Annotated in this window: 25 protein-coding genes; 16 read left to right on the top strand and 9 right to left on the bottom strand. The window is 63.9% G+C overall.

Going from position 1 to position 25,061, the window contains the following annotated elements; genetic code table 11:
- Nucleotides 1-13 precede the first annotated feature (13 nt).
- The 10 genes from FFI89_RS06660 to FFI89_RS06615 all read left to right on the top strand — a co-directional run bounded on the left by FFI89_RS06660 (nt 14) and on the right by FFI89_RS06615 (nt 7,992).
- Entirely contained in the window at nt 14-352 is a 339-nt protein-coding gene (locus FFI89_RS06660; protein ID WP_138834025.1) for a chaperone NapD, read from the top strand.
- Nucleotides 349-2,862, top strand: a complete 2,514-nt coding sequence (napA, locus tag FFI89_RS06655; protein WP_138834023.1) for a nitrate reductase catalytic subunit NapA — start codon at nt 349-351, stop codon at nt 2,860-2,862. The genes FFI89_RS06660 and napA overlap by 4 nt, the downstream gene beginning before the upstream one ends.
- Nucleotides 2,859-3,329 carry a nitrate reductase cytochrome c-type subunit gene (locus FFI89_RS06650; protein WP_168212806.1) on the top strand — a complete coding sequence of 157 codons (471 nt, stop codon included), beginning with the start codon at nt 2,859-2,861 and terminating at the stop codon, nt 3,327-3,329. The genes napA and FFI89_RS06650 overlap by 4 nt, the downstream gene beginning before the upstream one ends.
- Nucleotides 3,326-3,964, top strand: a complete 639-nt coding sequence (locus tag FFI89_RS06645) for a NapC/NirT family cytochrome c (protein ID WP_138834019.1) — start codon at nt 3,326-3,328, stop codon at nt 3,962-3,964. Before FFI89_RS06650 ends, FFI89_RS06645 begins: the two co-directional genes overlap by 4 nt.
- Nucleotides 3,965-4,072: 108 nt before the next feature.
- The gene (locus FFI89_RS06640; protein WP_138834017.1) at nt 4,073-5,182 is read left to right on the top strand and encodes an ATP-dependent RecD-like DNA helicase; all 1,110 of its coding nucleotides are present in this window, start codon (nt 4,073-4,075) and stop codon (nt 5,180-5,182) included.
- A gap of 322 nt (nt 5,183-5,504) precedes the next feature.
- Complete coding sequence (gene msrA, locus FFI89_RS06635; RefSeq protein ID WP_138834015.1) at nt 5,505-6,224, top strand: peptide-methionine (S)-S-oxide reductase MsrA; 720 nt, start codon at nt 5,505-5,507, stop codon at nt 6,222-6,224.
- A gap of 22 nt (nt 6,225-6,246) precedes the next feature.
- Nucleotides 6,247-6,654: a peptide-methionine (R)-S-oxide reductase MsrB gene (msrB, locus tag FFI89_RS06630; RefSeq protein ID WP_138834013.1), complete on the top strand. Its 408-nt coding sequence runs from the start codon at nt 6,247-6,249 to the stop codon at nt 6,652-6,654.
- A 114-nt stretch (nt 6,655-6,768) separates the two neighbouring features.
- Nucleotides 6,769-7,143 carry a hypothetical protein gene (locus FFI89_RS06625; protein ID WP_246669377.1) on the top strand — a complete coding sequence of 125 codons (375 nt, stop codon included), beginning with the start codon at nt 6,769-6,771 and terminating at the stop codon, nt 7,141-7,143.
- 182 nt (nt 7,144-7,325) lie between these two features.
- Nucleotides 7,326-7,490: a DUF3309 family protein gene (locus FFI89_RS06620; RefSeq protein WP_138834011.1), complete on the top strand. Its 165-nt coding sequence runs from the start codon at nt 7,326-7,328 to the stop codon at nt 7,488-7,490.
- A gap of 223 nt (nt 7,491-7,713) precedes the next feature.
- Nucleotides 7,714-7,992, top strand: coding sequence for a hypothetical protein (locus FFI89_RS06615; protein WP_027536864.1), 279 nt, complete (start codon nt 7,714-7,716; stop codon nt 7,990-7,992).
- 132 nt (nt 7,993-8,124) lie between these two features.
- On the opposite strand, the gene FFI89_RS06610 is transcribed toward FFI89_RS06615, so the two are convergent.
- From FFI89_RS06610 to FFI89_RS06585, 6 genes are all read right to left on the bottom strand, one after another.
- Complete coding sequence (locus FFI89_RS06610) at nt 8,125-8,682, bottom strand: DUF4112 domain-containing protein (RefSeq protein ID WP_138834010.1); 558 nt, start codon at nt 8,680-8,682, stop codon at nt 8,125-8,127.
- Between the two features lie 1,083 nt (nt 8,683-9,765).
- On the bottom strand, nt 9,766-10,761 hold the full coding sequence (locus tag FFI89_RS06605; RefSeq protein WP_138834008.1) for an SH3 domain-containing protein: 996 nt from the start codon (nt 10,759-10,761) through the stop codon (nt 9,766-9,768).
- A gap of 121 nt (nt 10,762-10,882) precedes the next feature.
- Nucleotides 10,883-11,305: a DUF5413 family protein gene (locus tag FFI89_RS06600; RefSeq protein ID WP_138834006.1), complete on the bottom strand. Its 423-nt coding sequence runs from the start codon at nt 11,303-11,305 to the stop codon at nt 10,883-10,885.
- A 233-nt stretch (nt 11,306-11,538) separates the two neighbouring features.
- Nucleotides 11,539-12,666 carry a DUF2336 domain-containing protein gene (locus FFI89_RS06595; RefSeq protein ID WP_138834004.1) on the bottom strand — a complete coding sequence of 376 codons (1,128 nt, stop codon included), beginning with the start codon at nt 12,664-12,666 and terminating at the stop codon, nt 11,539-11,541.
- 279 nt (nt 12,667-12,945) lie between these two features.
- The gene (locus FFI89_RS06590; protein ID WP_138834002.1) at nt 12,946-14,565 is read right to left on the bottom strand and encodes a hypothetical protein; all 1,620 of its coding nucleotides are present in this window, start codon (nt 14,563-14,565) and stop codon (nt 12,946-12,948) included.
- A gap of 37 nt (nt 14,566-14,602) precedes the next feature.
- Entirely contained in the window at nt 14,603-15,895 is a 1,293-nt protein-coding gene (locus FFI89_RS06585; RefSeq protein WP_138834000.1) for an adenylosuccinate synthase, read from the bottom strand.
- Between the two features lie 332 nt (nt 15,896-16,227).
- On the opposite strand from FFI89_RS06585, the gene ybaK reads away from it, so the two are divergent.
- On the top strand, nt 16,228-16,701 hold the full coding sequence (gene ybaK, locus FFI89_RS06580; protein ID WP_138833998.1) for a Cys-tRNA(Pro) deacylase: 474 nt from the start codon (nt 16,228-16,230) through the stop codon (nt 16,699-16,701).
- A gap of 41 nt (nt 16,702-16,742) precedes the next feature.
- On the opposite strand, the gene FFI89_RS34255 is transcribed toward ybaK, so the two are convergent.
- Entirely contained in the window at nt 16,743-16,907 is a 165-nt protein-coding gene (locus tag FFI89_RS34255; RefSeq protein ID WP_168212805.1) for a hypothetical protein, read from the bottom strand.
- 375 nt (nt 16,908-17,282) lie between these two features.
- Between FFI89_RS34255 and FFI89_RS06575 the strand changes: the two genes are divergently transcribed.
- The 3 genes from FFI89_RS06575 to FFI89_RS06565 all read left to right on the top strand — a co-directional run bounded on the left by FFI89_RS06575 (nt 17,283) and on the right by FFI89_RS06565 (nt 20,418).
- Nucleotides 17,283-18,215, top strand: coding sequence for a DMT family transporter (locus tag FFI89_RS06575; protein ID WP_138833996.1), 933 nt, complete (start codon nt 17,283-17,285; stop codon nt 18,213-18,215).
- 115 nt (nt 18,216-18,330) lie between these two features.
- The gene (locus tag FFI89_RS06570; RefSeq protein WP_138833994.1) at nt 18,331-19,140 is read left to right on the top strand and encodes an MlaD family protein; all 810 of its coding nucleotides are present in this window, start codon (nt 18,331-18,333) and stop codon (nt 19,138-19,140) included.
- 123 nt (nt 19,141-19,263) lie between these two features.
- A complete protein-coding gene (locus tag FFI89_RS06565; RefSeq protein ID WP_138836139.1) occupies nt 19,264-20,418 on the top strand; it encodes an alpha-hydroxy acid oxidase in 1,155 nt (384 codons plus the stop codon).
- A gap of 159 nt (nt 20,419-20,577) precedes the next feature.
- Here the strand turns inward: FFI89_RS06565 and FFI89_RS06560 are convergent, their stop codons facing one another.
- Nucleotides 20,578-20,979: a DUF1330 domain-containing protein gene (locus FFI89_RS06560; protein WP_138833992.1), complete on the bottom strand. Its 402-nt coding sequence runs from the start codon at nt 20,977-20,979 to the stop codon at nt 20,578-20,580.
- 93 nt (nt 20,980-21,072) lie between these two features.
- Here FFI89_RS06560 and FFI89_RS06555 point away from each other — a divergent pair, with 93 nt between their 5' ends.
- Nucleotides 21,073-22,008, top strand: coding sequence for a DMT family transporter (locus FFI89_RS06555; protein WP_138833990.1), 936 nt, complete (start codon nt 21,073-21,075; stop codon nt 22,006-22,008).
- 85 nt (nt 22,009-22,093) lie between these two features.
- Nucleotides 22,094-23,071, top strand: a complete 978-nt coding sequence (locus FFI89_RS06550) for a tripartite tricarboxylate transporter substrate binding protein (RefSeq protein ID WP_138833988.1) — start codon at nt 22,094-22,096, stop codon at nt 23,069-23,071.
- Between the two features lie 112 nt (nt 23,072-23,183).
- Here the strand turns inward: FFI89_RS06550 and FFI89_RS06545 are convergent, their stop codons facing one another.
- Nucleotides 23,184-24,869: a methyl-accepting chemotaxis protein gene (locus FFI89_RS06545; RefSeq protein WP_138833986.1), complete on the bottom strand. Its 1,686-nt coding sequence runs from the start codon at nt 24,867-24,869 to the stop codon at nt 23,184-23,186.
- Between the last annotated feature and the right edge of the window lie 192 nt (nt 24,870-25,061).

Here is a 25,061-nt window from a genome sequence, read left to right as displayed (position 1 = left end):
AAGGACCAACCACATGGCCGCACGTCACACCGCAATCGACCGCCGGGCCCTCATCACCGGCCGCCTGCTCAATCCAGACCGCGTAGTCGCGCCGCATGGTGGAGAGATCGCCAGCATTCTGGTGCAGGCGCGGCCGGAATGCCTCGCCGGCGTGGAAGCAAACATCCTGGCATTGGCCGGCTGCGAGATCTACGGCCGCGATCCCAGGGGCAAGCTCGTCGTCGTGGCCGATGTACCGGATGCCGGCACGCTGGGATCGACGCTCAACACCATCGCGCTGCTGCCGGATGTCTATTCCGCAGCGCTGGTCTTTCACGCCATCGACGCGGCCTCTTCGGGAGAATTGTCATGACCGGACCCAAGCTCGACCGCCGCGAGCTGCTGAAGCTGGAAGCTGCCGGACTGGCGGCATTGGCGGGAGGAATGGCGACGCCAGCGATATCAGCCAATCTCGTCACCGCGCGAAGCGAAAGCGAGCTGAAGTGGGACAAGGCGCCGTGCCGGTTCTGCGGCACCGGCTGCAGCGTCATGGTGGCGACCAAGGAAAACCGCGTCGTGGCGACCCACGGCGACACAAAATCCGAAGTCAACCGCGGCCTCAACTGCGTGAAAGGCTATTTCCTTTCCAAGATCATGTACGGCCATGACCGCCTCACCCGCCCGATGCTGCGCAAGACGAACGGCAAATACGACAAGAACGGCGAGTTCACGCCGGTGTCGTGGGACGAAGCCTTCGACGTCATGGCGGAGAAGTTCAAGGACGCGCTGAAAAAGCGTGGGCCGAGTGGCGTCGGCATGCTCGGTTCCGGCCAATGGACGATCTGGGAAGGATACGCCGGGCTGAAATTGATGAAGGCAGGCTTCCGCTCCAACAATCTCGATCCGAACGCGCGCCACTGCATGGCGTCCGCCGCGGTCGGCTTCATGCGTACCTTCGGTATCGACGAGCCGATGGGCTGCTATGACGACATCGAGGCCACCGATGCCTTTGTGCTGTGGGGCTCCAACATGGCGGAGATGCACCCGATCCTGTGGACCCGCGTCGCCGACCGGCGCCTGAGCGCACCGCATGTCCGCGTCGCCGTGCTCTCGACCTTCGAGCACCGCTCGTTCGACCTGGCCGATATCGGCATGGTGTTCAAGCCGCAGACCGACCTCTACCTTCTCAACGCCATAGCCAACCACATCGTCAAGACCGGCCGCGTCAACAAGGACTTCGTCGACAAACACACGCTGTTCAAGCGCGGGCAGACCGATATCGGCTATGGCTTGCGGCCCGAACATCCGTTGCAGAAGAAGGCCACCGGCGCCGCGAAGGCCGGCGATTCGACCGACATCAGCTACGACGACTACGTCAAGTTCCTCGCCGACTACACGCTGGAGAAAGCCGCGGACATGTCGGGCGTGCCGCTGAACCGCCTCGAGGCGCTGGCGGAACTCTATGCCGACCCGAAGACCAAGGTCGTCAGCTTCTGGACCATGGGATTCAACCAGCACACCCGCGGCGTCTGGTGCAACAACCTCGTCTACAATATTCATCTGCTGACCGGAAAGATTTCCGAACCCGGCAACAGCCCGTTCTCGCTGACCGGCCAACCCTCGGCCTGCGGCACCGCGCGCGAAGTCGGCACCTTCTCGCATCGTCTGCCCGCCGACATGGTGGTCACCAACAAGGCCCACCGCGACAAGGCGGAACAGATCTGGAAGCTGCCCGAAGGCACCATTCCCGACAAGCCCGGCTATCATGCGGTGCTGCAGAACCGGATGCTGAAGGACGGCCTGCTCAACGCCTACTGGGTGCAGGTCAACAACAACCTGCAGGCCGGCGCCAACGCCAACGAGGAGACCTGGCTCGGCTACCGCAATCCCGACAACTTCATCGTCGTATCCGATGCCTATCCATCGGTGACGGCGCTGGCGGCCGATCTCATTCTGCCGACCGCGATGTGGGTCGAGAAGGAAGGCGCCTACGGCAACGCCGAACGGCGGACCCACCTGTGGCACCAGTTGGTGACCGCGCCGGGCGAGGCGCGATCGGACCTCTGGCAATTGATGGAGTTTTCAAAGCGCTTCAAGGTCGAGGAAGTCTGGCCCGAGGACTTGATTGCGAAGAAGCCGGAATATCGCGGCAAGACGCTGTTCGACGTGCTCTTTGCCAACGGCCAGGTCGACAAGTTTCCAGTGTCCGATATCGAAGGCGGCTACCTGAACGACGAATCCAAGGCGTTCGGATTCTACGTCCACAAGGGCCTGTTCGAGGAATATGCGAGTTTCGGCCGCGGCCACGGCCACGACCTCGCGCCGTTCGACACCTATCATCAGGTGCGCGGTCTGCGCTGGCCGGTGGTCAACGGTCAGGAAACCAGATGGCGCTTCCGAGAGGGTCTCGATCCCTATGTGAAGCAAGGCGCCGACGTCCAGTTCTACGGTTTTCCGGACGGCAGGGCGCGCATCTTCGCGCTGCCCTATGAGCCGCCGGCCGAATCGCCGGATGCCGAGTATCCGTTCTGGCTCTCCACCGGTCGCGTGCTGGAGCACTGGCATTCCGGCACCATGACGCGCCGTGTCCCCGAACTCTACAAGGCGTTCCCCGAGGCGGTGTGCTTCATGCATCCCGACGACGCGGCCGAACTCAAGCTGCGGCGCGGCGACGAGGTGAAGGTGCAGTCGCGCCGCGGCTTCATTCGCACCCGGGTCGAAACCCGCGGCCGCAACAAGACGCCGCGCGGACTGGTGTTCGTGCCGTGGTTCGACGAGGCGCAGCTGATCAACAAGGTGACGCTGGACGCCACCGATCCGATCTCGCTGCAGACCGACTACAAGAAATGCGCGGTACGCATCGAGCGGGTGCAAAGCTCATGATCGGAAAATACTGGCTTCTGGCGCTCGCCATCATCAGCGCCACCGCATCGACTTCGCTGGTCGCCCAGACCGTGAATTCCGCGCTGCGCGGCTCGACCCCGCTCAACGAGGAAGGGCCGGCGGCGCCGATGACGCCGTTGCGCAATACCGCCGAGAAGGAAGTACGAAATTATCCGGAGCAGCCGCCGGTCATTCCGCATACCACCGAGGGCTATCAGATCGATATCAATGGCAACAAGTGCCTGTCCTGCCATGCCCGTGCCCGCACCGGGGAATCGCAGGCCCCGATGGTCAGCATTACCCATTTCATGGACCGCGACGGCCAGTTCCTGGCCTCGGTGTCGCCGCGCCGCTTCTTCTGCACCGAATGCCACGTGCCGCAAAATGTGGTGAAGCCGCCGATCGACAACGACTTCATCGACATCGACGCCATGCTGAGCCGCGCCACGCCCGGGGGACGGCGATGAGCACGGTCGACCCGGCCTCCCCTCGCCGGTCGTGGCCGGCGCGGCTGTGGATTTTCGTCCTCGAATTGTGGGACGTGCTGCGGCGGCCGAGCTCGGTGTTCGGGCTCGGCGTGCTGGTATTCGCCGGCTTCGTCGCCGGCGTCGTGTTCTGGGGTGGCTTCAACACCGCGCTGGAACTGACCAACACCGAAAAATTCTGCACCGGTTGCCACGAGATGCGCGACAACGTATTCGCGGAGCTGAAGCCCACGATCCATTTCTCCAATCGTTCCGGCGTGCGCGCAAGCTGCCCGGACTGTCACGTTCCGCACAACTGGACCGACAAAATCGCGCGCAAGATGCAGGCCTCGAAAGAGGTCTGGGGCCATCTGTTCGGCAGCATCCACACCCGCGAGAAATTCCTCGACAACCGGCTCGAACTGGCGCTGCACGAATGGGCGCGGTTCAAGGCCAATGACTCGCTGGAATGCCGCAACTGTCACAGCGCCGAATCGATGGACATCACCCGGCAATCGCCGCGCGCCGCGGTGGCACATCAGCGTTTTCTGTTCACGGGCGAGAAAACCTGCATCGACTGCCACAAGGGCATCGCCCACCATTTGCCCGACATGCGCGGCGTCCCGGGCTGGCAGTAACAGGGTGGCAGGGCCGCCTGAGGCGGCTTGCACTGGCGGCCTGAATGGTTAGCTTGGGGAGGATGAGTCGCGGCCGCTATCGGCCCGCTCTCCCCTCCGCTGGACCCCATGACCACCTTTACGCCGCATCAGGATTCCGCGCTCAAGGCTGTTGCCGACTGGCTCAAGGCCAAGCCGGGCAGGAACGGCACGCCGCCGGTGTTCCGGCTGTTCGGCTATGCCGGAACCGGCAAGACCACGCTGGCGCGGCACATCGCCGACGGCGTCGACGGCGAGGTGAAATTCGCGGCCTTCACCGGCAAGGCGGCGCTGGTGATGCGCAACAAGGGCTGCGACAACGCCTCCACCATCCACTCCCTGATCTACCGCGCGCGCGAATCCGGCGTCGAGCAACCGAGCTTTGAGCTGTGGGACGATGCACCGGCCTCGAAGGCCAAACTGATCGTGATCGACGAATGTTCGATGGTGGATGCGGAATTGGGCCGCGACCTGATGTCGTTCGACTGTCCGCTGCTGGTGCTCGGCGACCCCGCGCAATTGCCGCCGATCCAGGGAGGCGGCTTCTTTACCGACTCTGAACCCGACGCGATGCTGACCGAGGTGCATCGCCAGGCGCAGAACGACCCGATCGTACGGATGTCGATGGATATCCGCGAGGGCCGCGAACTCGAAATCGGCCGCCACGGCGAGAGCGAAGTGGTCTCGCGCAACGAACTCGATCCGGACCGGGTGATGCAAGCCGACCAGGTGCTGGTCGGGCGCAACAACACCCGTCGCGCCTACAACATGCGGGTACGGCAGAAGCAGAACATCGAGGATCCGTTGCCGGTCGCCGGCGACAAGCTGGTGTGCCTGCGCAACAACCGCAAGAAAGGCCTGTTCAACGGCGGGCTGTGGCGGGTGAAGTCGCGGGCGCAGTCGAAATCCAAGATCATCACCATGCGGCTGTCGCCGGATGAGGACTTCGGCCACAAGGTGACCAAGGTCTCGGTGCGCGGCGACTGCTTCGGCGGCGCCATCGAGACCATTCCGTGGGAACAGCGCAAGCCCTATGACGAGTTCGACTATGGCTATGTGCTGACCGTGCACAAGTCGCAGGGCTCGCAGTGGGACGACGTCGTGCTGTTCGACGAGAGCTTCGCGTTCCAGGAAAGCCGCGCCCGATGGCTCTATACGGGTATCACGCGTGCCGCGAAACGGCTGAGCGTGGTGGTGTGAGGGGATCTTTTCCCGTCATTGCGAGCGAAGCGACTTGTCCGCCGAAGCTCAACGAGCGAAGGCGGAAGCAATCCATCTCGTCGCGCCAACAGTCTGGATTGCTTCGTCGCGGAGCCGGCCATCGGGCGCGCATTCGCGCGAACCTTCCTGGCTCCTGGTCTAAATCCTTGCAGCCACGCGGTTTTATTCACGAACTCGTGTGAAGCGGGCCGTAACAATATCCGCCACCGGCCGTATCTTGGGGCATCGGGCAGAACCGTGCCGATTGCGAAACACGGCTCCCGCTCTAGACTGCCCCCAACCCGCTCGCCAAGAGGAAACCATGTCCCCTCGCCGATTCAGCCGTCTTTCGTTCGGCGCCGCCGCCATTGGCGCGCTGGCCATTGCCGCGTTCGCCGTCGCCCCCTCGCTTGCTGCCGAAGATGCCGTGGTCATTCCCGCCCCCACCGCCGACACGCAAGCCGCCGGCAATATCCAGACCGCGGTGATTGCGGGCGGCTGTTTCTGGGGCGTCCAGGGCGTGTTCCAGCACACCGCTGGCGTGATCAACGCGGTGTCCGGCTATGCCGGCGGCGCCAAGGCCACCGCCGATTACAACATGGTATCGACCGGCACGACGGGACACGCGGAATCGGTCGAGATCAAGTTCGACCCGAAGAAGATCAGCTACGGCAAGATCTTGCAGATCTTCTTCTCGGTCGCGCACGATCCGACCCAGTTGAACCGCCAGGGCCCGGATTCGGGCACGCAGTACCGCTCGGCGATCTTCACCACCAATGACGAGCAGAAGAAGGTCGCGGAGGCCTATATCGCCCAGCTCAACGCCGCCAAGGTGTACAAGAAGCCGATCGTGACCAAGATCGGCCCGCTGGAGGCGTTCTATCCGGCGGAGGCCTATCACCAGGACTACCTGACGCTGCACCCGAACCAGCCCTATATTGCCTACAACGACATCCCGAAGGTCGAGAACCTGAAGAAGATCTTTGCTGAGAACTACATCGAGAAGCCGACACTGGTGAGCACCGCGAAGGTCACCAACTGACGGCGTCCTGAAAGGAGATTGAATGTCCGACACCAAGACGACCAAGGTCGAGAAGAGCGAAGCCGAATGGCGCCGCGAGCTGACGCCGATGCAGTATGCGGTGCTGCGCGAGAAGGCGACCGAGCGGCCGTTCTCCGGCGAATATGAGCACGAGCACCGCAAGGGCACCTATACCTGCGCCGGCTGCGGCCAGACCCTGTTCGAATCCGACGCCAAGTTCGATTCCGGCTGCGGCTGGCCGAGCTTTACGGCGCCCGCCGTCGATAGCCATGTCGACGAGGAACGCGACGTCACCCACGGCATGATCCGCACCGAGGTGCTGTGCTCGAAGTGCAACGGCCATCTCGGCCACGTCTTCGACGACGGCCCCGGCCCGACCGGGCTGCGCTACTGCATCAACTCGGCCGCATTGAAGCTGCAGCCGAAATAGTTTCGGATTGACTCGAACGCGTATCACGCCCCGTGCGACCAAGAGCTGGTCGCGCGGGGTTTTTCTTTGCGTTTCCTTCGCCTGCCCCCGCGCGCGAGCCACCAGGAAGTTCTGATGCACATGTCCAAACGTCTGCTGCCCGGTCTAGGCTTTGCCTGCCTCATCATGGAGAGCGTTGTGATCCAGCCTGCCCTCGCCGCCGACAAGGTCTCGCTGTTCAAGGTCATCACCCAGAAGGACGAGATCGTGATCGGAATGTCCGACGACGAACTGGCGCAGGTCGACGGCAGGAACGCCGGCGGCATCGCCAAGATGCTGGTGGCGAAGGGCTCGATGAGCGTCTGGCAATATGCCGTGCACAAATCCGCCAGCGGCGATCTCGAACAGGCGCCGCTGCACAAGGTCGGCCTGATCGCCGCGGAATCGCTTCGCGTCGAGCCTTATGCGAGCCCGCTCAAGGTGTTGCCGGTGGACGAGACGAAGAAATAATCTAGTCGTCATTCCGGGGCGATGCGCAGCATCGAACCCGGAATCTCGAGATTCCGGGTTCGCTTCGCGCCCCGGAATGGCGGTGTCGGCGGATCACCTGCGGACTCGCGGCCCGGATTGTGCTTTGATCCGCCCCGCGGGAGCGTTTTCCGTAGCGCCCGCGGCCTTTCGGGGAGACCGCCATGTCGCTTGGAACGATACTCATCATCATTCTGATTATATTCCTGCTGGGCGGCTTCTCGGGCCGTATCGGCGGCTATGGCTACGGCATGGGCCATTCCGGCATGGGGCTCGTCGGGGTGATTTTGATCGTGCTGGTCATCCTGGTGCTGCTCGGCAAGCTGTAATCCGCATAAATATTTGAAATTACAGGATTTATTTGCAAGCCGCCCCAGCCATGCGTGGATTCATCATCACCCCCGATGAGCCGCCTCAGGAGTCGCATTTCTGTCAAACAGGCTTATATTGGGGGTCGAAATGACGAGCACGGCGCGCCGCCGGGATGCGGCCCACCGTCATCCAATCCACATTCGCTCCACGCAAGAGCCAAAAAGATTGAGGTCAGAGACCATGCGTCCCTTCAGTTACGATACCGCCGCCGAACTCTTCCCCGCCGCGATCCGCAAGAAGAAGCGGGCTGGCTTCGCCTATCGGCGATTTGGCACCGCTGCCGAAGCGGTTCGCTTCGCGATCGAGGAGCTGCCGGCGGACTCGCTGAACGGCGCCTATCTGCAAGTCGAGGAAGCGCGCTTCGACCAGAGCGGCATCCGCACGCTCTATGAAAGCGAAGCCTTCCCGCTCGAGCGCCGCCCCCGCGCGGACGCGCCTGCGGACGCCGACGCCGCCTAGACTTTCGTTTCAATCAACCAGCCCTCGGACGTTCACGTCCGGGGGCTTATTTTTTTGCGGCATGTTTGCGCGTGACCTCCGCGCAAACGCTTCGCGTTTGTCGCGAGCGAAACCGGTACCCACTTTTCGGGGTCACGCGCGCGGCTGCCTGTCCATCCAGCGCTTGAGCATTCGCACGTTGCGGACATTGGCGCGGAACATGACGTCGAAGGCGTCGCCCGCCAGCGGCACCATCCCGACCACGCCGTCGACCGCGACATTCGCCAGCATCCGCGCCGTGATGTGCCAGGGCGCGCCCAACGCCCGCGCCTCGCGCACCAGCCACAGCGAGATCGCGGTGGTGATGAGATCGCCGATCACCGGGATCAGCCCGATCAGGCCGTCGATGCCGTAGCGGATGTTGGTGCCCGGCAGGATGAAGGCGACGTCGAGCAGCTTGGCGATCGCGTCGAGCCGCGCCAGCCGCTGCTCGCGGGTGAGGTTGGCGAACGGGTTGGCGGCGTTATTGCCCAGATCGAAGCGAAAGGCCTCGAACTGCGAGCGCATCCCCGGATCCGGAATTTCGTTGCCGTCCTGGTCGATCACGGGCCCGCGGCCCTGCGCCCGCTCCCGGAACGGCCCTTGAGAAGGTCCTTGGGAAGGCCGCTCGGCGCGGGAACGTTTCGGCATGATGATATCGTCGTTTGACATGGACCTCAGATGGTAACGCGAATGCGAGACGCAAGCCGCGTCACGCCACCAACGGCCTGCTGCGGCGGTCTGAATCGGGCCGAAAGACCGCCCGTGCGTCGTTTCGTCATTGCGAGCGCTAGCGACGCAATCCATCCCGCCGCAGAGGGAGCATGAATTGCTTCCGCCTTCGCTCGTTGAGCTACGGCGGACAAGTCGTCGCTGCCGCTGCTCGCAATGAGCGCGGAGAGGTTTCGGATTCAAATGTCAAAGAGCTGGCGAGACACGACTTCGCATTCTCGCGGCACTGATCGCCCGAAGTTTTGCAGGAAACCTTGCCCTCGCTATTAGAGGGCGCAGGGAAGACCGGGTGCACGCCGCACCCGCGGTCTCATGCGCAGAACTCAACAACAACACGCGCACGAGCATACAGGTTTGGCGGAAACACACCGGCCTTCCCCGCGCAATGGCTTTACGGCTTATACGATTTCGTCCTGGTGACCGGCTTTCTTGCCACCATCGTCCTTGGAAGCTTTCGCTTCCGCCAACTTGACGCCAGCACCGGGGCGTCGGACCCAAACGATTTCGCCGTACGCGTCTGCCGCGCTCGTCAGTCGCAGCCTTCGCGTCCACCGCTCCCTGCCCCTCGTTTGCGACGATGGCCTACGCCCCTCCGGCGGGACAGGATGGCGGGAGTTGAACGACTGATTTGCCCGACGGCGCCAGCGGAATATTTTTGCGCGAGGGGCTGGACAGACTTTCGTTGATTTGCCCGTCGGGTTGCTTTGTCGCACGCGCTCGGTCAACTCTATCCTTGCGCGCGGAGCCGAATCATAGGTGTGAGAGCGCGACATCCACACCGTAATGATACGGATTGGCCGGACCACCACGCACAACCTACAAGTCTTCCCGCGCAGCGGGGGACAAACATTCGCATCGCGCTGAATGGATGGGCTGTTGCAGTTACGAGGCCCGGACGCCGGGGGGCATTCCGGGCCTCGTCGTCACTGCCATGGCTGTCGCCTACTGCTTCTCGGGCGCGGACTGCCTGAATAACCCACACCAGACATTGCGCGAAAAGCCCGGCTCAGGCCGGGCTTTCGTTCATTGGCGTTTGTCCTGACCGTGGCCTCCACCACCGCCCGGTCCGCCGCCGCGCGGTGCGGCGTTGATATGTGGCGCGCCGCCGCCCTGCGGCATCGCGGGCGCTGCGGCCGGGGCCGGCATCTGCGCGCGTGCGTTCATCGGCGGGCTACCGCCGCCCCGCACCGCATTAGGCTGCGTCATTTGGGGCGTGGCACGCTCGTGGGGCGTGGCACGCTCGATCCGCGGCGCAGCCGCACGCGGTTCATCATGACCGCGGGCCATGATCGGCGGCGTCTGCGTACGGGCGCGGGCCATCGGCTGCTCGCGCACGGCCGCTCTGGTGTTCTCACGCGTCATCCGCGCGTTCTCGCGCGTCATGCGGGTCTGCACTGCGCTTTCGTGCCCTTGGCGCGCGCTCCGCGTAGCAATGTCTTTCTCCCGCGTAACGCGTTCCGTCACGCCGGCGCGCGTCCGTTCGTCGACACGGGCACGCGACCTCTCCTCGACACCGACACGCGCCTTTGCCTCGGGGAGCGCAGCGTCGCGCGCTGCCGCCGCGCGGCCGATCCGGGCCGCCGAGCGGTCGATCGTCAAGCGCGTCGCGAAATGCTCATGCGATTGCCAGTAGCCGCTCCAGTAGGCGCGGCGATGATACCAGGGACGTCCCGCATAGTAGCTCGACCAGTATGAGGTCAGCACGAACGGCACGACGGGAACGTCGATCTGGTCGACATAGTCGGGCAGATAGACGTAGCGGTTGCGGTAGAGATATTCGAGATATTGCGACGACACCCAGCCACGATCATCCGACCAGCTCACATCGCACCAGGCGGTGCCTCTGAGACACCCATGGATGTTGACACCGGCGCCGCCGGGAATGCGGTCGACGGTCGGAAAGCCTTCACCGGGACCTGCCCTCAGGCTGACTGTGGTGGTGACGATGCCCGGCGCCGCCAGTGCAGCGGCAGGCATCAGCAGCACGGCTGCTGCGATAAACAATCTTCTCAGTTTCATGGCGAGTTCCTCCTCATGAGTTGGAACGCCGTAGCGAGACAAGCGTTCCATGAGGAGTGGTCGCATTAGCCGAAGGATGGAGGCGTCTCGCGCCTGCGAGACGCGCCGAAACGCGGGCGTTTTACGTCGAATGCACCGGCTGCGGCTCGTCGGCATATTTGTGCGTGAGCACGGACGAGATCGCCGCCGGCGCCAGGCCAGCGCTGCCGTACAGGATGAACTGCAGCGCGCCGGTATCGGGCCCGCGCGAACCGTAAAGCAATTCCGCCAGCACAAATCCGAGACAGGCCATGATCACCGCGCGGAACGCGGGCTTGATGCGCGGCACATGAAACAGGATGTCATCGATCGCGCCCATCATCAGCGCCGGCACGATGCCGAACAAATAACTGTAAGGCAGCGTCTTGAAGAACGCCGCCAGGAATTTTCCGACCTCACCCCAACTGGTATCGGTCCAATACCCCGACGACACCGTGGTCGCGAGCAGCAACAGGAAGCCGCCGACGCAGGGGCCGATGGCTCCGAAGATCAGATAGCGTTTCATTTGCGGCCTCTGCGTGAACCCGTGTCTCAGGTTGAACTTGTACCGTTGACCGGACATGATCCGGTTCCTGATCGGCAACTCGGCGCGTGCAATTTCGAATTCGGTCAGAGCGGAGTCAAGAGCCAACCGGCTTCGGTCACACCGTGTGAAACCGTTGGGACCAATTCCGGTTCGCGAGAGTGATCAGACCGGCCGTTCAGCCGCGGCCACAGTCGCGGATCGTACCGATCCGGTCAGCCCGGTATCTTGCCGGCCGTCGTTTGAGGAGACGAACGATCGGGCTTCCCGGCGAGCAGCCGATCGGCGCCGTATCGGATCGTCCACTGCGCCACCGACAGCAGCAGGGATTCATGGATCGCAACGCATTGGTCGAGCTCGCGTTGGGTCGGCGGCGGGCAGCCCGGACGGTTGCGAACGATCATCGTCGTTGTCGACCAGCTCAGCCGGGCGGCCTTGCAGGCCACGATCAACCCGTACAGCCGGTCGGCGTCGAGCAGGAGTTCAATGACTTCCGGCTTGACGTCGGCTTTCAGTGCGAGCGCTGCCACCACATTGATGTATTCGCCCCGCACCGCAAACCGGTTCACGTTTCCATCATTGAGCTTGCCGGCGCGATTGAGCGCAGCGAGTTCGATTTGCACCGCGGTGTAGTCGACCTTTGGCCGCGTCGCGCGCCCCGGTTCGACGGCCGTAGCTGACCCTTCTGCCTTCGCCTTCGCAACAGGTCGCGGCGCCGTCAGGAATCGCGCCTGCACCACGTCGGCAACCTTGCCAAGCAACTCCCGCAGCAGGTTGCCGGGAAGGTCCAGCCGAAGGCCGAGCTTTTCGGCCAGGCTTTCGTCGCGCTCCGCCCTTCCGACCAGCGTCGCGTAGCCGCATTCGGAGAAACGCGCGTCGGCGTTCCGCGCCAGCGCATTGGAGACATTGACGTCGCCAAATCTCATCAACGCATCGGTGAGTTTCTCGTTGAGGACTTTTCGGTCGCAGATTGCCAGCAAATGTTGCTGGCGACCGCTGTTGACGATTTCAAGCAGGTCCGCTTCCGACAGGCAGTTGGACCTTCGCAGCACCGGCGCGGCGACCCGTGGATTGTCGTGAAAAGCAAGCGCACGGATCGTCTGGCGCGGCGCCCGCGCGATCGCGGACAAGTCTTCGCTGAGATCGACCAGCATCGTCGCCTCCACGCGCCCGATCAGGCGAGCGAGGACGCCATCGACAGAATTGATCTGGGCCTCACTGAGATGATCGACGTTGGACAGAAACAGGTCCGTCACCTGCCCGAAAATTTGGGCATCGTGCTCCGGTCCGCCCTTTTGGGCGCCGTTCAATTCCGCGCGGAGGTTCGTCGATGCGGCAGCCATATCTGTCCCAATGCGGTTCCAGCATCGCGCGGGTCACTGGCTCTGCCAGGTCCCCCTTCAATGAGGGCAACGTCGATGCGAGACGGCAAATAATCAGGAAGTTTACGGAGGTTCCCCTAATGGGAAGTTGCCGGCCAAACCCCATTGTCCGCATTTATACGGACGACCCATATCCACTCTGGCTGGGTATCAAAAGTCGAACGCTGTCCATAAAATCAAGGCAAGGCGGCGGGTGGCTAAGGAATCGTTAAAGCTGCGAAGACCAACGATCCCTTCCGCCTACTCCCCCCACGCCGCGAACGCCTCGTTGAATGCGCGTTCGCCGGGGGCGCCCTTTTCGATCGCGATGATGGCGCGGCGCTGGTTGACGTAGACCAGCGGCACGTCGAACCAGGAGCGCTCCTTCAGGAGCTGCAGGTTGCGGGTACGGTCGGCGTCGACGTTGGACAGGCCGACCAGGAAGAAGCCGTCGGTGACCTTGACCGCGAGGCCGGCCAGCGGCGTGCCGCGCGCCTGCTCGTTCGACTTCATCAGGATGCCGGGCACGTTGCCGACGCCGCCGCCGGAAAAATCCGGCGGCAGGATGAAGGTCAGTTCCGCGGTATGGCTCGCCGGCAACGAGGAGTCGGTGTTGCGGCGGAACGACATCGTCATCTTGAACTTGCGGTCGGGAATATCGATGTCGGCGCGCACGGCGATATCCGGCTTCTGGTTGCCGGTCGCCTTGATCTGTTCGGTGCGCCAGATCACCGAGCCGACATATTGCTTGCCCTTGGGATCGCCCGGGTCCTCGTCATAGAGCACCACGCGCTGCGCCACCGGCGCCACCGTATCCGACGACGACGGCTGGCCGACGCGATCGGGGATCTTCGGCTTCGACTGCGGCGCGGACGAATCCTTCGGCGCTTCCACCACCGTGGTCGGCGACGATTTGAACAGGCCGCTCACCATCGAGGCGACCGACTTGTACGAGACAATTCCGATACCGACCAGAATCAGCACGATGCCGATCGCGATCGCGCTCTTGAACGGGAAAACCGCCGGGGCGCGGGTACGCTTCTTCGGCTCGCGGTCGCCGCCCTGGCCGATCCGCGAACGCTGCTGCGGCGGTTGCGGCATTTGCGGCGGCTGCGGCGCGTAGCGGTCCGCTTCCTCCTGCGACTCGTCATAGGAATAGGGCGCCTCGGGATCGGCGCCGCGGTTTTCCATGCCGGGCTCGATCCGGTCGAATTCCGGCGAGGGCGACGGCACGTTGGCGTAGGTCTTGCGCGCGTTGCGATTGGCGGTGGCGGCAGCGCGGCCGAGATCGTCAGCGTCGGCGGCGATATCGCGGAAGCCGCGCATGCCGGGCGGCTGCGGCATCTGCGGCGCCGAATTGTCGGGGCCGCGGCGCGGCGCGCCGGACCGTTCGCGGGTCGGCGGCAGCGCCGTCTCCTGCATCGGCACATGCGGCGGCTGCGGGCGCGGCGGCGGCGCATCGGGACGGAGATTGCGCGGTGCGCGCTGCGGATCGTCCTGGCCGAGCGGCGGGCGGGCGTCGCGCGACGGCGCCGCGGGCGGACGCGGACGTAGGCCCGGTGCCTGCGCGGACGGATCGGTTTCCGGCGGCCGGGCGTTGGCGCGGCGGAAGGCATCGCCGCTGGAGGAGCGTGGGGTGCCGCCCGACCGTGAGGCCTCGCGGGCGCGCTGGGCGGCCTCGGATTCGACCTTGCGGACGGCCTCTTCCAGCGACAGCCGTTCGCGGGTGATCTCGGATTCGCTCAAGGGCGGCTGTACGCTGCGCAACTGCGCGATCAGCGCCGAGCGGGCCCGCTCATACAGCGCACGCCGGCTTTCGCCGGGGGCGCTGGGGTCCAGGCCGGCAATAGCACGTGCGATCAGCGGGTAATAATCAGCCATATCAACTCAATCATGCACCCTTGCCGGTAACATCCCGTTAAGCCTCAAACGGGTTCTGGACCAGAATAGTATCCTCGCGTTCGGGGCTGGTGGAAAGCAAGGCGATTGGGCACCCCACCAGTTCCTCGACCCGGCGCACATATTTAATGGCCTGGGCCGGCAAATCCGCCCACGAACGGGCATTGGCGGTCGGTTCCTTCCAGCCCTCGATGGTCTCGTAGATCGGCACGACCCGGGCCTGGGCGCCCTCGCCCGCCGGCAGATGGTCGATTTCCTTGCCGTCCAGCATGTAGCCGGTGCAGACCTCGATCGAATCGAAGCCGTCGAGAATGTCGAGCTTGGTCAGCGCCAGGCCGGTGATGCCGCAGGTCCGCACCGTCTGCCGCACCAGCACGGCGTCGAACCAGCCGCAGCGCCGCTTGCGCCCGGTGTTGACGCCGAATTCCTTGCCGCGGCGACCGATCTCCTCGCCGATCTCGTTGTCGAGCTCGGTCGGGAACGGACCCTGGCCAACCCGGGTCGTATAGGCCTTGCAGATGCCGAGCACATAGCCGACCGCGCCCGGACCCATGCCGGTGCCGGTCGCCGCCTGCGCCGCCACCGTGTTGGACGAGGTGACGTAGGGGTAGGTGCCGTGATCCACATCCAGGAGAGCGCCCTGCGCGCCCTCGAACAGGATGCGCTTGCCCTCGCGGCGCTTGATGTCGAGCAGCCGCCACACGGTCTCGGCATAAGGCAGCAGTTTCGGCGCAAACGCCGTGAGTTCCTTCAGGATGGCGGCGCCGTCAAATTCAGGCAGGTTGAAGCCGCGGCGGAGCGCGTTGTGGTGCGCCAGCAGGCGGTCGATCTTGTAGGGCAGCGTGTCGGGATCGGCGAGATCCATCAGGCGGATAGCGCGGCGGCCGACTTTGTCTTCATAGGCCGGGCCGATGCCGCGCTGCGTGGTGCCGATGGCGTGGACCGCGTTGCCGGATTCGCGCAGCGCATCGAGATCGCGGTGCAGCGGCAGGATCAGCGTGACGTTCTCGGCGATGCGCAGGTTGTCGGGGCTGATGGCGACGCCCTGGCCCTTGAGTTTCGCGACTTCGTCGAGGAAGGCCTGCGGGTCGAACACCACACCGTTGCCGATCACCGCCAGCTTCGACGGCCGCAGCACGCCGGACGGCAGCAGCGCCAGTTTATAGGTCTGGCCGTTGATGACGAGCGTATGGCCGGCATTGTGGCCGCCCTGGAAGCGCACGACGATATCGGCCTGCTCCGACAACCAGTCGACGATCTTGCCCTTCCCCTCGTCGCCCCACTGGGCGCCGACGACGACAACATTGGCCATTTCTAAGGTGTTCCCTGCAACTCAGTTGGTCCCAGCATGATCTCACCGGAAAACCGGTACCCACTTTTCCGGGATCATGCCTTAGTCTCTTGTCCGAGCATGATCCTTGCGGAAAACCGGTAGCCACTTTTCCGGGATCATGCTGCCCAGCCAAAATCACGGCCGGGGGCCGTTCGGATGCAAGGCAGCTCCATCGGATAAAGGAAGCGGGCAACTGACGCAAGCAAGAAGGCAGTCTCCGGGGCCGCTTAGAGGGTCTCCAACCCATTGATATCCCCGGAAAATTTGTGGCGACGCTGGGGCGAAGTGATGAACAGGGAGTAATCTGCCAGATGTCCAAAACCACAAGGGCAACCCAGGCCCTGGAAAAGCTCGGCGTGCGGTTCACCCTGCACGCTTACGACTACGATCCGGACGCCGAAAGCATCGGGCTGCAGGCCGCCGAGGCGCTGGGCGTCGAACCGCATCGCATGCTGAAGACGCTGATGGCCGAAGTCGACGGCAAGCCGGTGTGCGCCGTGGTGCCGTCGGACGCCGAGGTCAGCATGAAGAAGCTCGCCAGCGCCTTCGGGGCCAAGGCCGCGAAGATGATGCGCCCGGCCGACGCCGAGCGGCTGACCGGCTACCATGTCGGCGGCATCAGTCCGTTCGGCCAGAAGAAGCGCGTGCCTGTCGCGATCGAGGCGGCGGCACTCGGCCACGCCGCCGTATTCCTCAATGGCGGCCAGCGCGGATTGCAGGTCGAGCTCGATCCCAACGATGTCGTCATGGTTTTGGGCGCGATCGCGCGGCCGCTGACGGCATAAGCCCGGCGTTCGCTACAGCCTTGATCGAGGCTTGGTCGGCGTCAGGGTTGCGTCTGCGCCCACAGCATCGCCTCGACGATGGCCTCGCGCAATTTAGGGCGCTGCTCGTCGTCGCATTCGATGAATGCCAGAATCGAATTGGCACGAACCGCAAAGCGGTGAAGTTTCTCGTCTTCGGCCTGGTCGGCCAGCAATGGCTTGTTCAAAAATCTGTTCCATCAGTTGCCAAATCCGACCGCACGGAAGACGAACAGCGAATGACGCAGTCGTCCCAGAACGTGGTCCACCGGTCGAACGGACACTCAATTCTTCAGTTCAAAACCCGAACTCGATACTCAGCGCTCTACACTTAACTCGGTTATGACACCTGACGCCTGCGCCTCCTGTTGTCCCAAAAAAAATCAGGTTGGGTCGTGCTCATAAATCGCGCTTAGATTGCATATTCGCCCCCTCATTGGCAACCCCGAACGGTCCATTGCGAGCGGCGCGCGCATTTTCCAGCCGCCATGCATCTGGCCCATTGATGAAGCCGTCAATTCCGTGTCTGTGGCTCGTGCCGGGCGAAAACACGATGGATAAAAATGTCTGTTTCTGGACCGACCTCAAAGGCGCCTGCCGCGCCCGGAAACTGGATCGCCAACCAGCCTTATCTGCTGCTCTCGATCACCGCGCTGTGCTGGGCCGGCAACGCCATCGTCGGCCGGCTGGCGGCCGGGCATATCGCGCCGGTGACGCTTTCGTTCCTGCGCTGGTCGCTGGCATTTGTCATCGTGCTGCCGTTTGCCTGGAAGCATCTGACGCGCGACTGGGGCGCGATCCGCGGCCGCCTCGGCTTCATGATCCTGCTTTCGGTCACCGGCATCGGCGCCTTCAACACGCTGCAATACTGGGCGCTCGAGCACACCCAGGCGCTGAACACGCTGCTGCTGCTATCCGGCGGACCGCTGTTCGTCGCGAGCTGGTCGCTGCTGCTGCTCGGCGTGCGGCTGACACTGGCGCAGGCCGGCGGGATCCTGGTGTCGCTGATCGGCGTGCTGGTGATCCTGCTGCATGGCGACCTGACCACGCTGTCCAACATCGAGTTCAACAAGGGCGACCTGATCTTCACGGCGGCGCTGGTGATCTTCGGGCTTTATTCGGTGCTGTCGCTGAAGCGCCCGAATATCCACGCACTGTCGTTCGTCGCCTTCACCTTCGGCGCCGGCGCCGCCTGCCTGATCCCGCTGTTGATCTGGGAACTATACGCGCGCCCGGTGATGCAGATCGACGCCGCGAACCTGCTGAAGGTGCTCTATGTCGCGGTGTTTCCGTCCACGATCGCCTATCTCTGCTTCAATCGCGGGGTGCAGTTGATCGGCGCCAACCGCGCCGCACCGTTCTTCCACGTCATCCCGGTGTTCGGAACCATCATGTCGATCGTCTTCCTCGACGAGCATCCGCAAGCCTTCCACTTCATCGGCTTTGCGCTGGTGCTGACCGGCGTGCTGGTTGCGTCGCGAAAGCCCAAAACCTGACGTTTCCCTCTCCCCGCAAGGCAAGCGGGGCGAGGCACCGAAGGGCGCGGTGACTTACCCCGCCAAATCCGCTATCTCTAAAGCCTGCTTTGCAAGGCACCCCCAAGGCACTCTGATGAGAGCGCGCGCCAGCAATCTGATGATCGGCACCCTGACCCTGGCCTTGATCGCCGGGTCGTTCGGCGCGTTCCTCACCTACCGCAAGATTGCCGGCATCCGGCAGCAGGTGCCGTTCCGCGTGATCTTCGAGGGTTCCGCCTCCGGCCTGCGCAAGGGCGGCAGCGTGAATTTCGCCGGCATCCGGGTCGGCGAGGTGGTGTCGCTGAAGCTCGACCATCCGCGCCGCGTCGTCGCCCTGACCATGATCGACGGCGCCACGCCGGTCCGCAAGGACACCCAGGTCGGCCTCGAATTCCAGGGCCTGACCGGAATCGCGGCGATCTCGTTCACCGGCGGCTCGGACGGCGCGCCGCCGCCGCCCAAGGGCCCGGACGGCATTCCGGAACTGACCGCCGACGCCGAGGGCACGCTCGGCCTGCAGGAAAAAATCCGCATCGCGCTGCGCAACGTCGACAAGGTGATCACTGACAACGAGGTCGCGGTAAAGGACACGCTGCTGAATTTCGAAACCTTCACCGCCTCGCTGTCCGGCAGCGGCGAGCGGATCACCAGTATCGTCAACACCGCCGATGCCAGCATCAGCAGCGTCGACAGCGCGCTGAGCAAGACCCAGAATTTTCTCGGCGGCCTCGCCAGCGACAAATACGGCGGCGACCTGTTGCCGACCGTGATCTCGCTGCGCGAACTGATCGAGAGTTTTGACAAGAAGTCCGACAGGGCGCTGAACGATGCCCGAAAAATGCTCGGCGATCTCAGTCAGTCCATCAACAGCAGCAAGTTTGGCGCAGGCCCCGCCAGGAGATAGACTCCCCGCCAGGCGGTAGTCTCGCGCCACGATAATAAGCAAAAACAGGAAACGCCCGCCGTGCTCGACAAATCCACGACCGTCACGCCGCCGCCCGCCACCGTCACCCGCGCCGAAAACACCGTGCCGCGGAGCTTGAAGAAGTACCTGGCGCTGGATGATTTCGAGGCGACGGCGCGTCGGAGAATTCCGAAATTTCTCTACGGCTATATTTCCGGCGGCGCCGAGACCGACGCCGCGGTGCGCGACAACCGCAAGGCGTTCGACGAATACGGTTTTGTGCCGCGCGTGCTCAACGACGTCTCCGGCCGCGACCAGACCGCGACCTTGTTCGGCAAGAGCTACGCCTCGCCGTTCGGCATTCCGCCGATGGGCTCCTCGGCGCTGTGCGCCTATCGCGGCGACATCGTGCTGGCGAAGGCCGCGCGTGAAACAAACGTGCCGATGATTCTCAGCGCCTCGTCGCTGATCACACTGGAAGACGTCCGCCGCGCCAATCAGGATGCGTGGTACCAGGCCTATCTCGCCGGCGTGCCGGAACGGATCGAGCCGCTGGTCGACCGGGTCGCGGCGGCCGGCTACGACACCTTCGTCGTCACCGCCGACGTGCCGGTGCCGCCGAACCGCGAGAACAACATCCGCAACGGCTTTCAGGTACCGCTGGCGATCACACCACGCGTCGCCTGGGATACCGTGACGCATCCGCATTGGCTGTTCGGTACCTGGTCGCGCACCGTGATGAACCACGGCATGCCGCATTTCGAGAACATGGACGCGCAGCGCGGCCCGCCGGTGATGGCGAAGAACCTGATGCGCAATATCGGCCATCGCGACCAGCTCGCCTGGAAACATGTCGAGTTGATCCGCCGCCGCTGGAAAGGCAAGCTGGTGATCAAGGGCCTGGTCTCGCCCGCCGACGCCAGAATCGCGCGCGAGAGCGGCGTCGACGGCCTGATGCTCTCCAACCATGGCGGCCGCCAGCTCGACTACACGATGTCGGGGCTGCGCACCTTGCCGGAGATCGCGGCCGAAGCCAAAGGCATGACCATTATGGTCGACGGCGGCATCCGCCGCGGCACCGACGTCATCAAGGCGCTCGCGCTCGGCGCCCATTTCGTCTGGATCGGACGCCCCTTCCTCTATGCCGCGATCGCCGGCGGCGAGGCCGGCGTCACCCGCGCGATCACGCTGCTGCAGGCCGAGATCGATCGCGACCTCGCTTTGCTGGGGATACGCAAGCTCAGCGAGATCACGCCGGACCTGGTGAGGAAGTTTTGAAGCGGCCTGCTTGAACCTCGCCCCGCTTGCGGGGAGAGGTCGGATTGCGAAGCAATCCGGGTGAGGGGGTACAGGTCTATTCACGCGCATCGAATTCGCGGAGAGAGCCCCTCACCCCAACCCTCTCCCCGCAAGAGCGGGGCGAGGGAGCAGACCGTCTCACCCCACCTTGAACTTGCTGTAGGCTTCCTTGGTCGCGATGATCACATGCTCGGCGCAGCCGTTGGTGCGGTGCGGGTCGCAGCGGGTTTCGTAATCCGCCGATGTCATCATGTCGATGAAGGCCGATACGGTCGGGTAATACACCAGCGCCAGATAGTCCCACTGGTTGCCGGCCTCAACGCCGAGCGCGACCGCCTTGGCATCGCCGGTCCACAGCAACGTGCCGCCGCGCGCCTTGATCATCGGCACGGTCAGTGCACTGTAACGCAGATACGCATCCCAGCCCGAACCGTCACCGTCGAGCGAACGCTCGCGAAACCGCACCAGGTTCACCATCACGACCGGCGCCCCAGGCTCCATCGCCTCGAGACCCCTGACATTCAACAGGTCCACGCCCATTTTTTACTCTCCGAAGCTTTGCCTCGCACATTGTAGCATTGCAGGCGCGGGACTTGTCGCGCGATGTGATCAAGCGCAACTTCGTCCGAGATCATGTCCCAGCCCGCACCTTCAGCGCCGCCCCTCGATCCGGTCCGGTGGCTCAACAACCAGCCCTATATTCTGCTGACCCTGACCTCGCTGTTCTGGGCCGGCAATATCGTGCTGGCGCGTCACGTCGCCGGCCACGTGCCGCCGCTGACGCTGTCCTGCCTGCGCTGGTTCGGGACGTTCCTGATCCTGCTGCCGTTCGCCTGGCCGCATCTGAAGCGCGACTGGCCGGTGCTGCGCGCACATCTGCCCCTGCTGTTGTTACTGTCGGTGCTCGGCTTTGCCTACAACAACGCCATCTCGTTCTGGGCCATGCAATATACCGAGGCGCTGAATGCGCTGCTGATCCAGTCGGCCGGCCCGCTGTTCGTGGCGGTGTGGACGCTGCTGCTGTTCGGTGTGCGGCTGACCGGCGCGCAACTCGCCGGGATCGCGATCTCGCTGATCGGCGTGCTCACCATCATCCTGCGCGGCGACTGGAGTGCGCTCGCCGGCATCAGTTTCAACCGGGGCGACCTGATGTTCGGCAGTTCGCTGGTCGCGTTCGGGCTGTATTCGGCGCTGCTGCAGCGCCGGCCGGTGACGCATCCGCTGTCGCTGATTTCGTTCACCACCTGCTGTGGCGCGATGATGCTGGTGCCGTTCTCGATCTGGGAGTTTTCAACCGGCGTGACGCTGAAACTCGATTCGATTTCGATGGCGACGCTGGCTTACGCCATCGTGTTTCCGTCGACGCTGGCCTACCTGTTCTTCAACCGCGGCCTCGCGCTGATCGGGCCCAATCGTGCGGCGCCGTTCTTCCATCTGGTGCCGGTGTTTGGCTCGGCGATGGCGATCCTGTTGCTCGGCGAACAGTTGCGGCTGTTTCACCTGACCGGCTACGCGCTGGTGCTGGCCGGCGTCGTGATCGCCTCAAGGCGGGCCTCGGCGAAGGCGTAGATTTTACGGCACAGGCAGGCTAGCGTGCTCGCCAATTTATCAAGAACCGCAATCCATCAATAAACGCATTTGAGGAAACGAGAATATGATCGCATTGTCGAAACCGTGCCGGCTCGCCACGGCTGCCATTTCGCTGACGCTGGCGTTGACCGCTGCGGCTTCCGCGCAGGCGCCGTATCCGAACCACAACATCACGCTGGTGCTGCCGTTCGCCGCCGGCAGCGGCACCGACACCACCACCCGCCTGATCGGCAAGGAACTCGGCGTGGCGCTCGGCGTCAACACGGTGATCGACAACAAGGCCGGCGCCAACGGCTCGATCGCGGCGAGCTATGTCGCCCGCTCGGCGCCCGACGGCTACACGCTGTTCGTGACCACCAACACGACGCATTCGGCCAACCCGTATTTGCTGAAGACCATGAGCTACGACCCGGTCAAGGATTTCACCCCGATCGCGCGGACCGGCGACCTGCCCTTCATGCTGGTGATCAATCCGGAAATTCCGGCCAATTCGGTCGCCGAATTGATCGCGCTGGCGAAGAAGGAGCCGGGCAAATATTCGTATGCCAGCGGCAGCTCGTCGGCGATCGTCTCGGGCGCGACGTTCGCCCGTCTCGCCGGCATCGACCTCTTGCACGTTCCCTACAAGAGCTCGCCGCCGGCTTTGACCGACGTGATCGCGGGGCGCGTCTCGATGATGTTCGTCGACGTTCCGACCGGCCTGCCGCACGTCAACGGCAAGGCGCTGAAGGCGCTTGCGGTCACCACCAAGCAGCGCTCGGCGCTGCTGCCGCAACTTCCGACCATGGACGACACCGTGAAGGGTTTTGATATCACCTCGTGGCAGGGCTATCTCGGCCCAGCCAACATGCCCAAGGATATCGTCGTCAAGCTGAACGCCGAAATCCGCAAGATCGTCGAGCGGCCGGACATCAAGAGCCAGCTCGCCGAGCGCGGCATGGAAGCCTTTTCGGGCCCGCCGGAGGAGTTCGACGCATTCCTGAAGGAGCAGCTGGTGCTGTGGGAGAAGCTGATTACGGCGGCGGGGATTGAGAAACAGTAACGCTGTCATCGTCCGCGAAAGCGGACGATCCAGTACGCCGCGCTCTTCGCCATTTGTCACTGACGTCCCGGCGTACTGGATGCCCCGCCTTCGCGGGGCACGACAGTTGGTGTTACGCCACGCGGACCTTGGCCAAAAATTCGTCGACCGCGCTGCGCAGCATGCCGGACTGGTTGTCGAGTTCGCGGGCGTTCGACAGCACTTCGGACGCGGCCTTGCCGGTGGCTGCGGCCGCCGTGGTGACGCCACCGATGTTGGCGTTGATCTCGCTCGATCCGGCCGCGACCGACTGGATGTTGCGGGCGATCTCGCGGGTGGCGTCGCCCTGCTGATCGATCGCGGTCGAGATCGAGACCGTGATCTCGCTCATCTGCGCGATGGTTTCGGTGATACCGCCGATCGAGGTGACGGCTTCGCTGGTGGAAGCCTGCATCGCCGCGACCTGCGCCGAGATTTCCTCGGTCGCCTTTGCGGTCTGATTAGCCAAAGCCTTCACCTCGGAAGCCACGACTGCGAAACCGCGGCCGGATTCACCGGCGCGCGCCGCCTCGATGGTGGCGTTCAGCGCCAAGAGGTTGGTCTGCGCGGCAATCGAGTGGATCAGCTTGACGACTTCGCCAATCTTCTCGGCTCCGGTCGAGAGCGCGCCGACGGTGGCATTGGTACGTTCGGCATCGCCGACCGCCTTGCTGGCGATCTCGCTGGAGCGCGCCACCTGGCGGGAAATCTCGGTGACCGAGCTGGAAAGTTCTTCCGCGGCGGCGGCAACCGTGCCGACATTGTTCGACGAGCTTTCCGACGCGGCGCTGACCGTGGCGGCGCGCGAACTGGCATCGCTCGCGGTCGCCGTCATCGACTGCGCCGTGGTCTGCATGCCGGCGGCGGCCGTCGATACCGAGCGGACGATGCCGTTGACGCTGCGTTCGAAATCGCCAGCAATGTTCTCCATCGCAGCGCGACGATCGGCCGCGGCGCGGGCCTGGGTCGCTGCCTCGGCCTCTTCGAGCCCGCGGATGCGCACCGCGTTGTCCTTGAAGATCTGCACGGTCGCAGCCATCGCACCGACTTCGTCGCCACGGCCGAGGCCGGGAATCGCGCCGTCGAGCTTGCCGTCGGCCAGCGCCTCCATGCGCGCGCCGAGTTCGCCGAGCGGCTTACTGATGCTGCGGCCGATCATCCAGGCGATGCTGCCCGAAATCAGGCCAATACCGAGAATAGCGAGCCCGAGCAGCCACGCGATCGGCTTCATCTTGGCGTCGAGGTCGTCGAGATAGGCGCCGGTGCCGAGGTACATGTCGAAGCCGGGAACGGCGACCGCGTAGCCCATCTTGCGGATCGGCTTTTCCTCGCCGGGCTTCACATATTCATAAAACAGCAGGATCGAGCCGTTGGCCTTGACGCCGTCCATCAGTTCCACGGACAGTTTGCGGCCGTTGGTCACGACGTCCATGCGGTTGGTGCCGACCTGCTTGGGATCGGGCGCCAGCACCGTGATGCCGTTATAGGCGGTGCCGAACAGGTAGCCCGCGCCCTTGTCGTAGGTCAGGGAGTTGGCCCGCTTGCCTAATTCCTTCAGCGCGGCCTCCTTGGTCATTTCGCCGGCATCGACCTGCTTCTTGAGGCCGGCCGCCAGATTGAGGCCCATGTCGACGATCGCCTTGGTCTGGTCGAGACGCGCGTTGAACATCTCGCGCTGCATCAAATAGCCCGCGAGGGCGCCGGCGGTGCAGAGGCCGAGCAGGGTCACACCCACCAAAATACCGAGTTTGGGGGTGATCTTCATATTTGTCAGCTTCACAGGGGGATCTCCGGGAACGGGTGCGCGGGTGTGCGATTGGCGGATTGATTCAGTGCACGATATCGTGAGACCCTTTAGAACTCTGTTAAGCGCACTCCGTAGAAGTCCTGACCCGGTAACATAAAGACAGCGCCCCCTCGGGCGACCGGGAATGGGACGGAATACGGTCCAGGCCGCTTAAGGGATCGCGCG

It is taken from the genome of Bradyrhizobium sp. KBS0727 (assembly GCF_005937885.2).
Taxonomy (GTDB): domain Bacteria; phylum Pseudomonadota; class Alphaproteobacteria; order Rhizobiales; family Xanthobacteraceae; genus Bradyrhizobium.
This window is presented reverse-complemented; position numbering and strand designations above follow the sequence as displayed.

Excerpts from the sequence above, each read along its gene's own strand:
- FFI89_RS06625 (WP_246669377.1), top strand. The coding sequence starts at position 6,769 with ATGCACATGTCCAAACGTCTGCTGCCCGGTCTAGGCTTTGCCTGCCTC.
- FFI89_RS06585 (WP_138834000.1), bottom strand. The coding sequence starts at position 15,895 with ATGGCCAATGTTGTCGTCGTCGGCGCCCAGTGGGGCGACGAGGGGAAG.
- FFI89_RS06570 (WP_138833994.1), top strand. The coding sequence starts at position 18,331 with ATGAGAGCGCGCGCCAGCAATCTGATGATCGGCACCCTGACCCTGGCC.
- FFI89_RS06620 (WP_138834011.1), top strand. The coding sequence starts at position 7,326 with ATGTCGCTTGGAACGATACTCATCATCATTCTGATTATATTCCTGCTG.
- FFI89_RS06660 (WP_138834025.1), top strand. The coding sequence starts at position 14 with ATGGCCGCACGTCACACCGCAATCGACCGCCGGGCCCTCATCACCGGC.
- napA (WP_138834023.1), top strand. The coding sequence starts at position 349 with ATGACCGGACCCAAGCTCGACCGCCGCGAGCTGCTGAAGCTGGAAGCT.
- FFI89_RS06615 (WP_027536864.1), top strand. The coding sequence starts at position 7,714 with ATGCGTCCCTTCAGTTACGATACCGCCGCCGAACTCTTCCCCGCCGCG.
- FFI89_RS06645 (WP_138834019.1), top strand. The coding sequence starts at position 3,326 with ATGAGCACGGTCGACCCGGCCTCCCCTCGCCGGTCGTGGCCGGCGCGG.
- ybaK (WP_138833998.1), top strand. The coding sequence starts at position 16,228 with ATGTCCAAAACCACAAGGGCAACCCAGGCCCTGGAAAAGCTCGGCGTG.
- FFI89_RS06650 (WP_168212806.1), top strand. The coding sequence starts at position 2,859 with ATGATCGGAAAATACTGGCTTCTGGCGCTCGCCATCATCAGCGCCACC.
- FFI89_RS06605 (WP_138834008.1), bottom strand. The coding sequence starts at position 10,761 with ATGAAACTGAGAAGATTGTTTATCGCAGCAGCCGTGCTGCTGATGCCT.
- FFI89_RS06595 (WP_138834004.1), bottom strand. The coding sequence starts at position 12,666 with ATGGCTGCCGCATCGACGAACCTCCGCGCGGAATTGAACGGCGCCCAA.
- msrB (WP_138834013.1), top strand. The coding sequence starts at position 6,247 with ATGTCCGACACCAAGACGACCAAGGTCGAGAAGAGCGAAGCCGAATGG.
- msrA (WP_138834015.1), top strand. The coding sequence starts at position 5,505 with ATGTCCCCTCGCCGATTCAGCCGTCTTTCGTTCGGCGCCGCCGCCATT.
- FFI89_RS06600 (WP_138834006.1), bottom strand. The coding sequence starts at position 11,305 with ATGAAACGCTATCTGATCTTCGGAGCCATCGGCCCCTGCGTCGGCGGC.
- FFI89_RS06555 (WP_138833990.1), top strand. The coding sequence starts at position 21,073 with ATGTCCCAGCCCGCACCTTCAGCGCCGCCCCTCGATCCGGTCCGGTGG.
- FFI89_RS06575 (WP_138833996.1), top strand. The coding sequence starts at position 17,283 with ATGTCTGTTTCTGGACCGACCTCAAAGGCGCCTGCCGCGCCCGGAAAC.
- FFI89_RS06550 (WP_138833988.1), top strand. The coding sequence starts at position 22,094 with ATGATCGCATTGTCGAAACCGTGCCGGCTCGCCACGGCTGCCATTTCG.
- FFI89_RS06590 (WP_138834002.1), bottom strand. The coding sequence starts at position 14,565 with ATGGCTGATTATTACCCGCTGATCGCACGTGCTATTGCCGGCCTGGAC.
- FFI89_RS06640 (WP_138834017.1), top strand. The coding sequence starts at position 4,073 with ATGACCACCTTTACGCCGCATCAGGATTCCGCGCTCAAGGCTGTTGCC.
- FFI89_RS06610 (WP_138834010.1), bottom strand. The coding sequence starts at position 8,682 with ATGTCAAACGACGATATCATCATGCCGAAACGTTCCCGCGCCGAGCGG.
- FFI89_RS06560 (WP_138833992.1), bottom strand. The coding sequence starts at position 20,979 with ATGGGCGTGGACCTGTTGAATGTCAGGGGTCTCGAGGCGATGGAGCCT.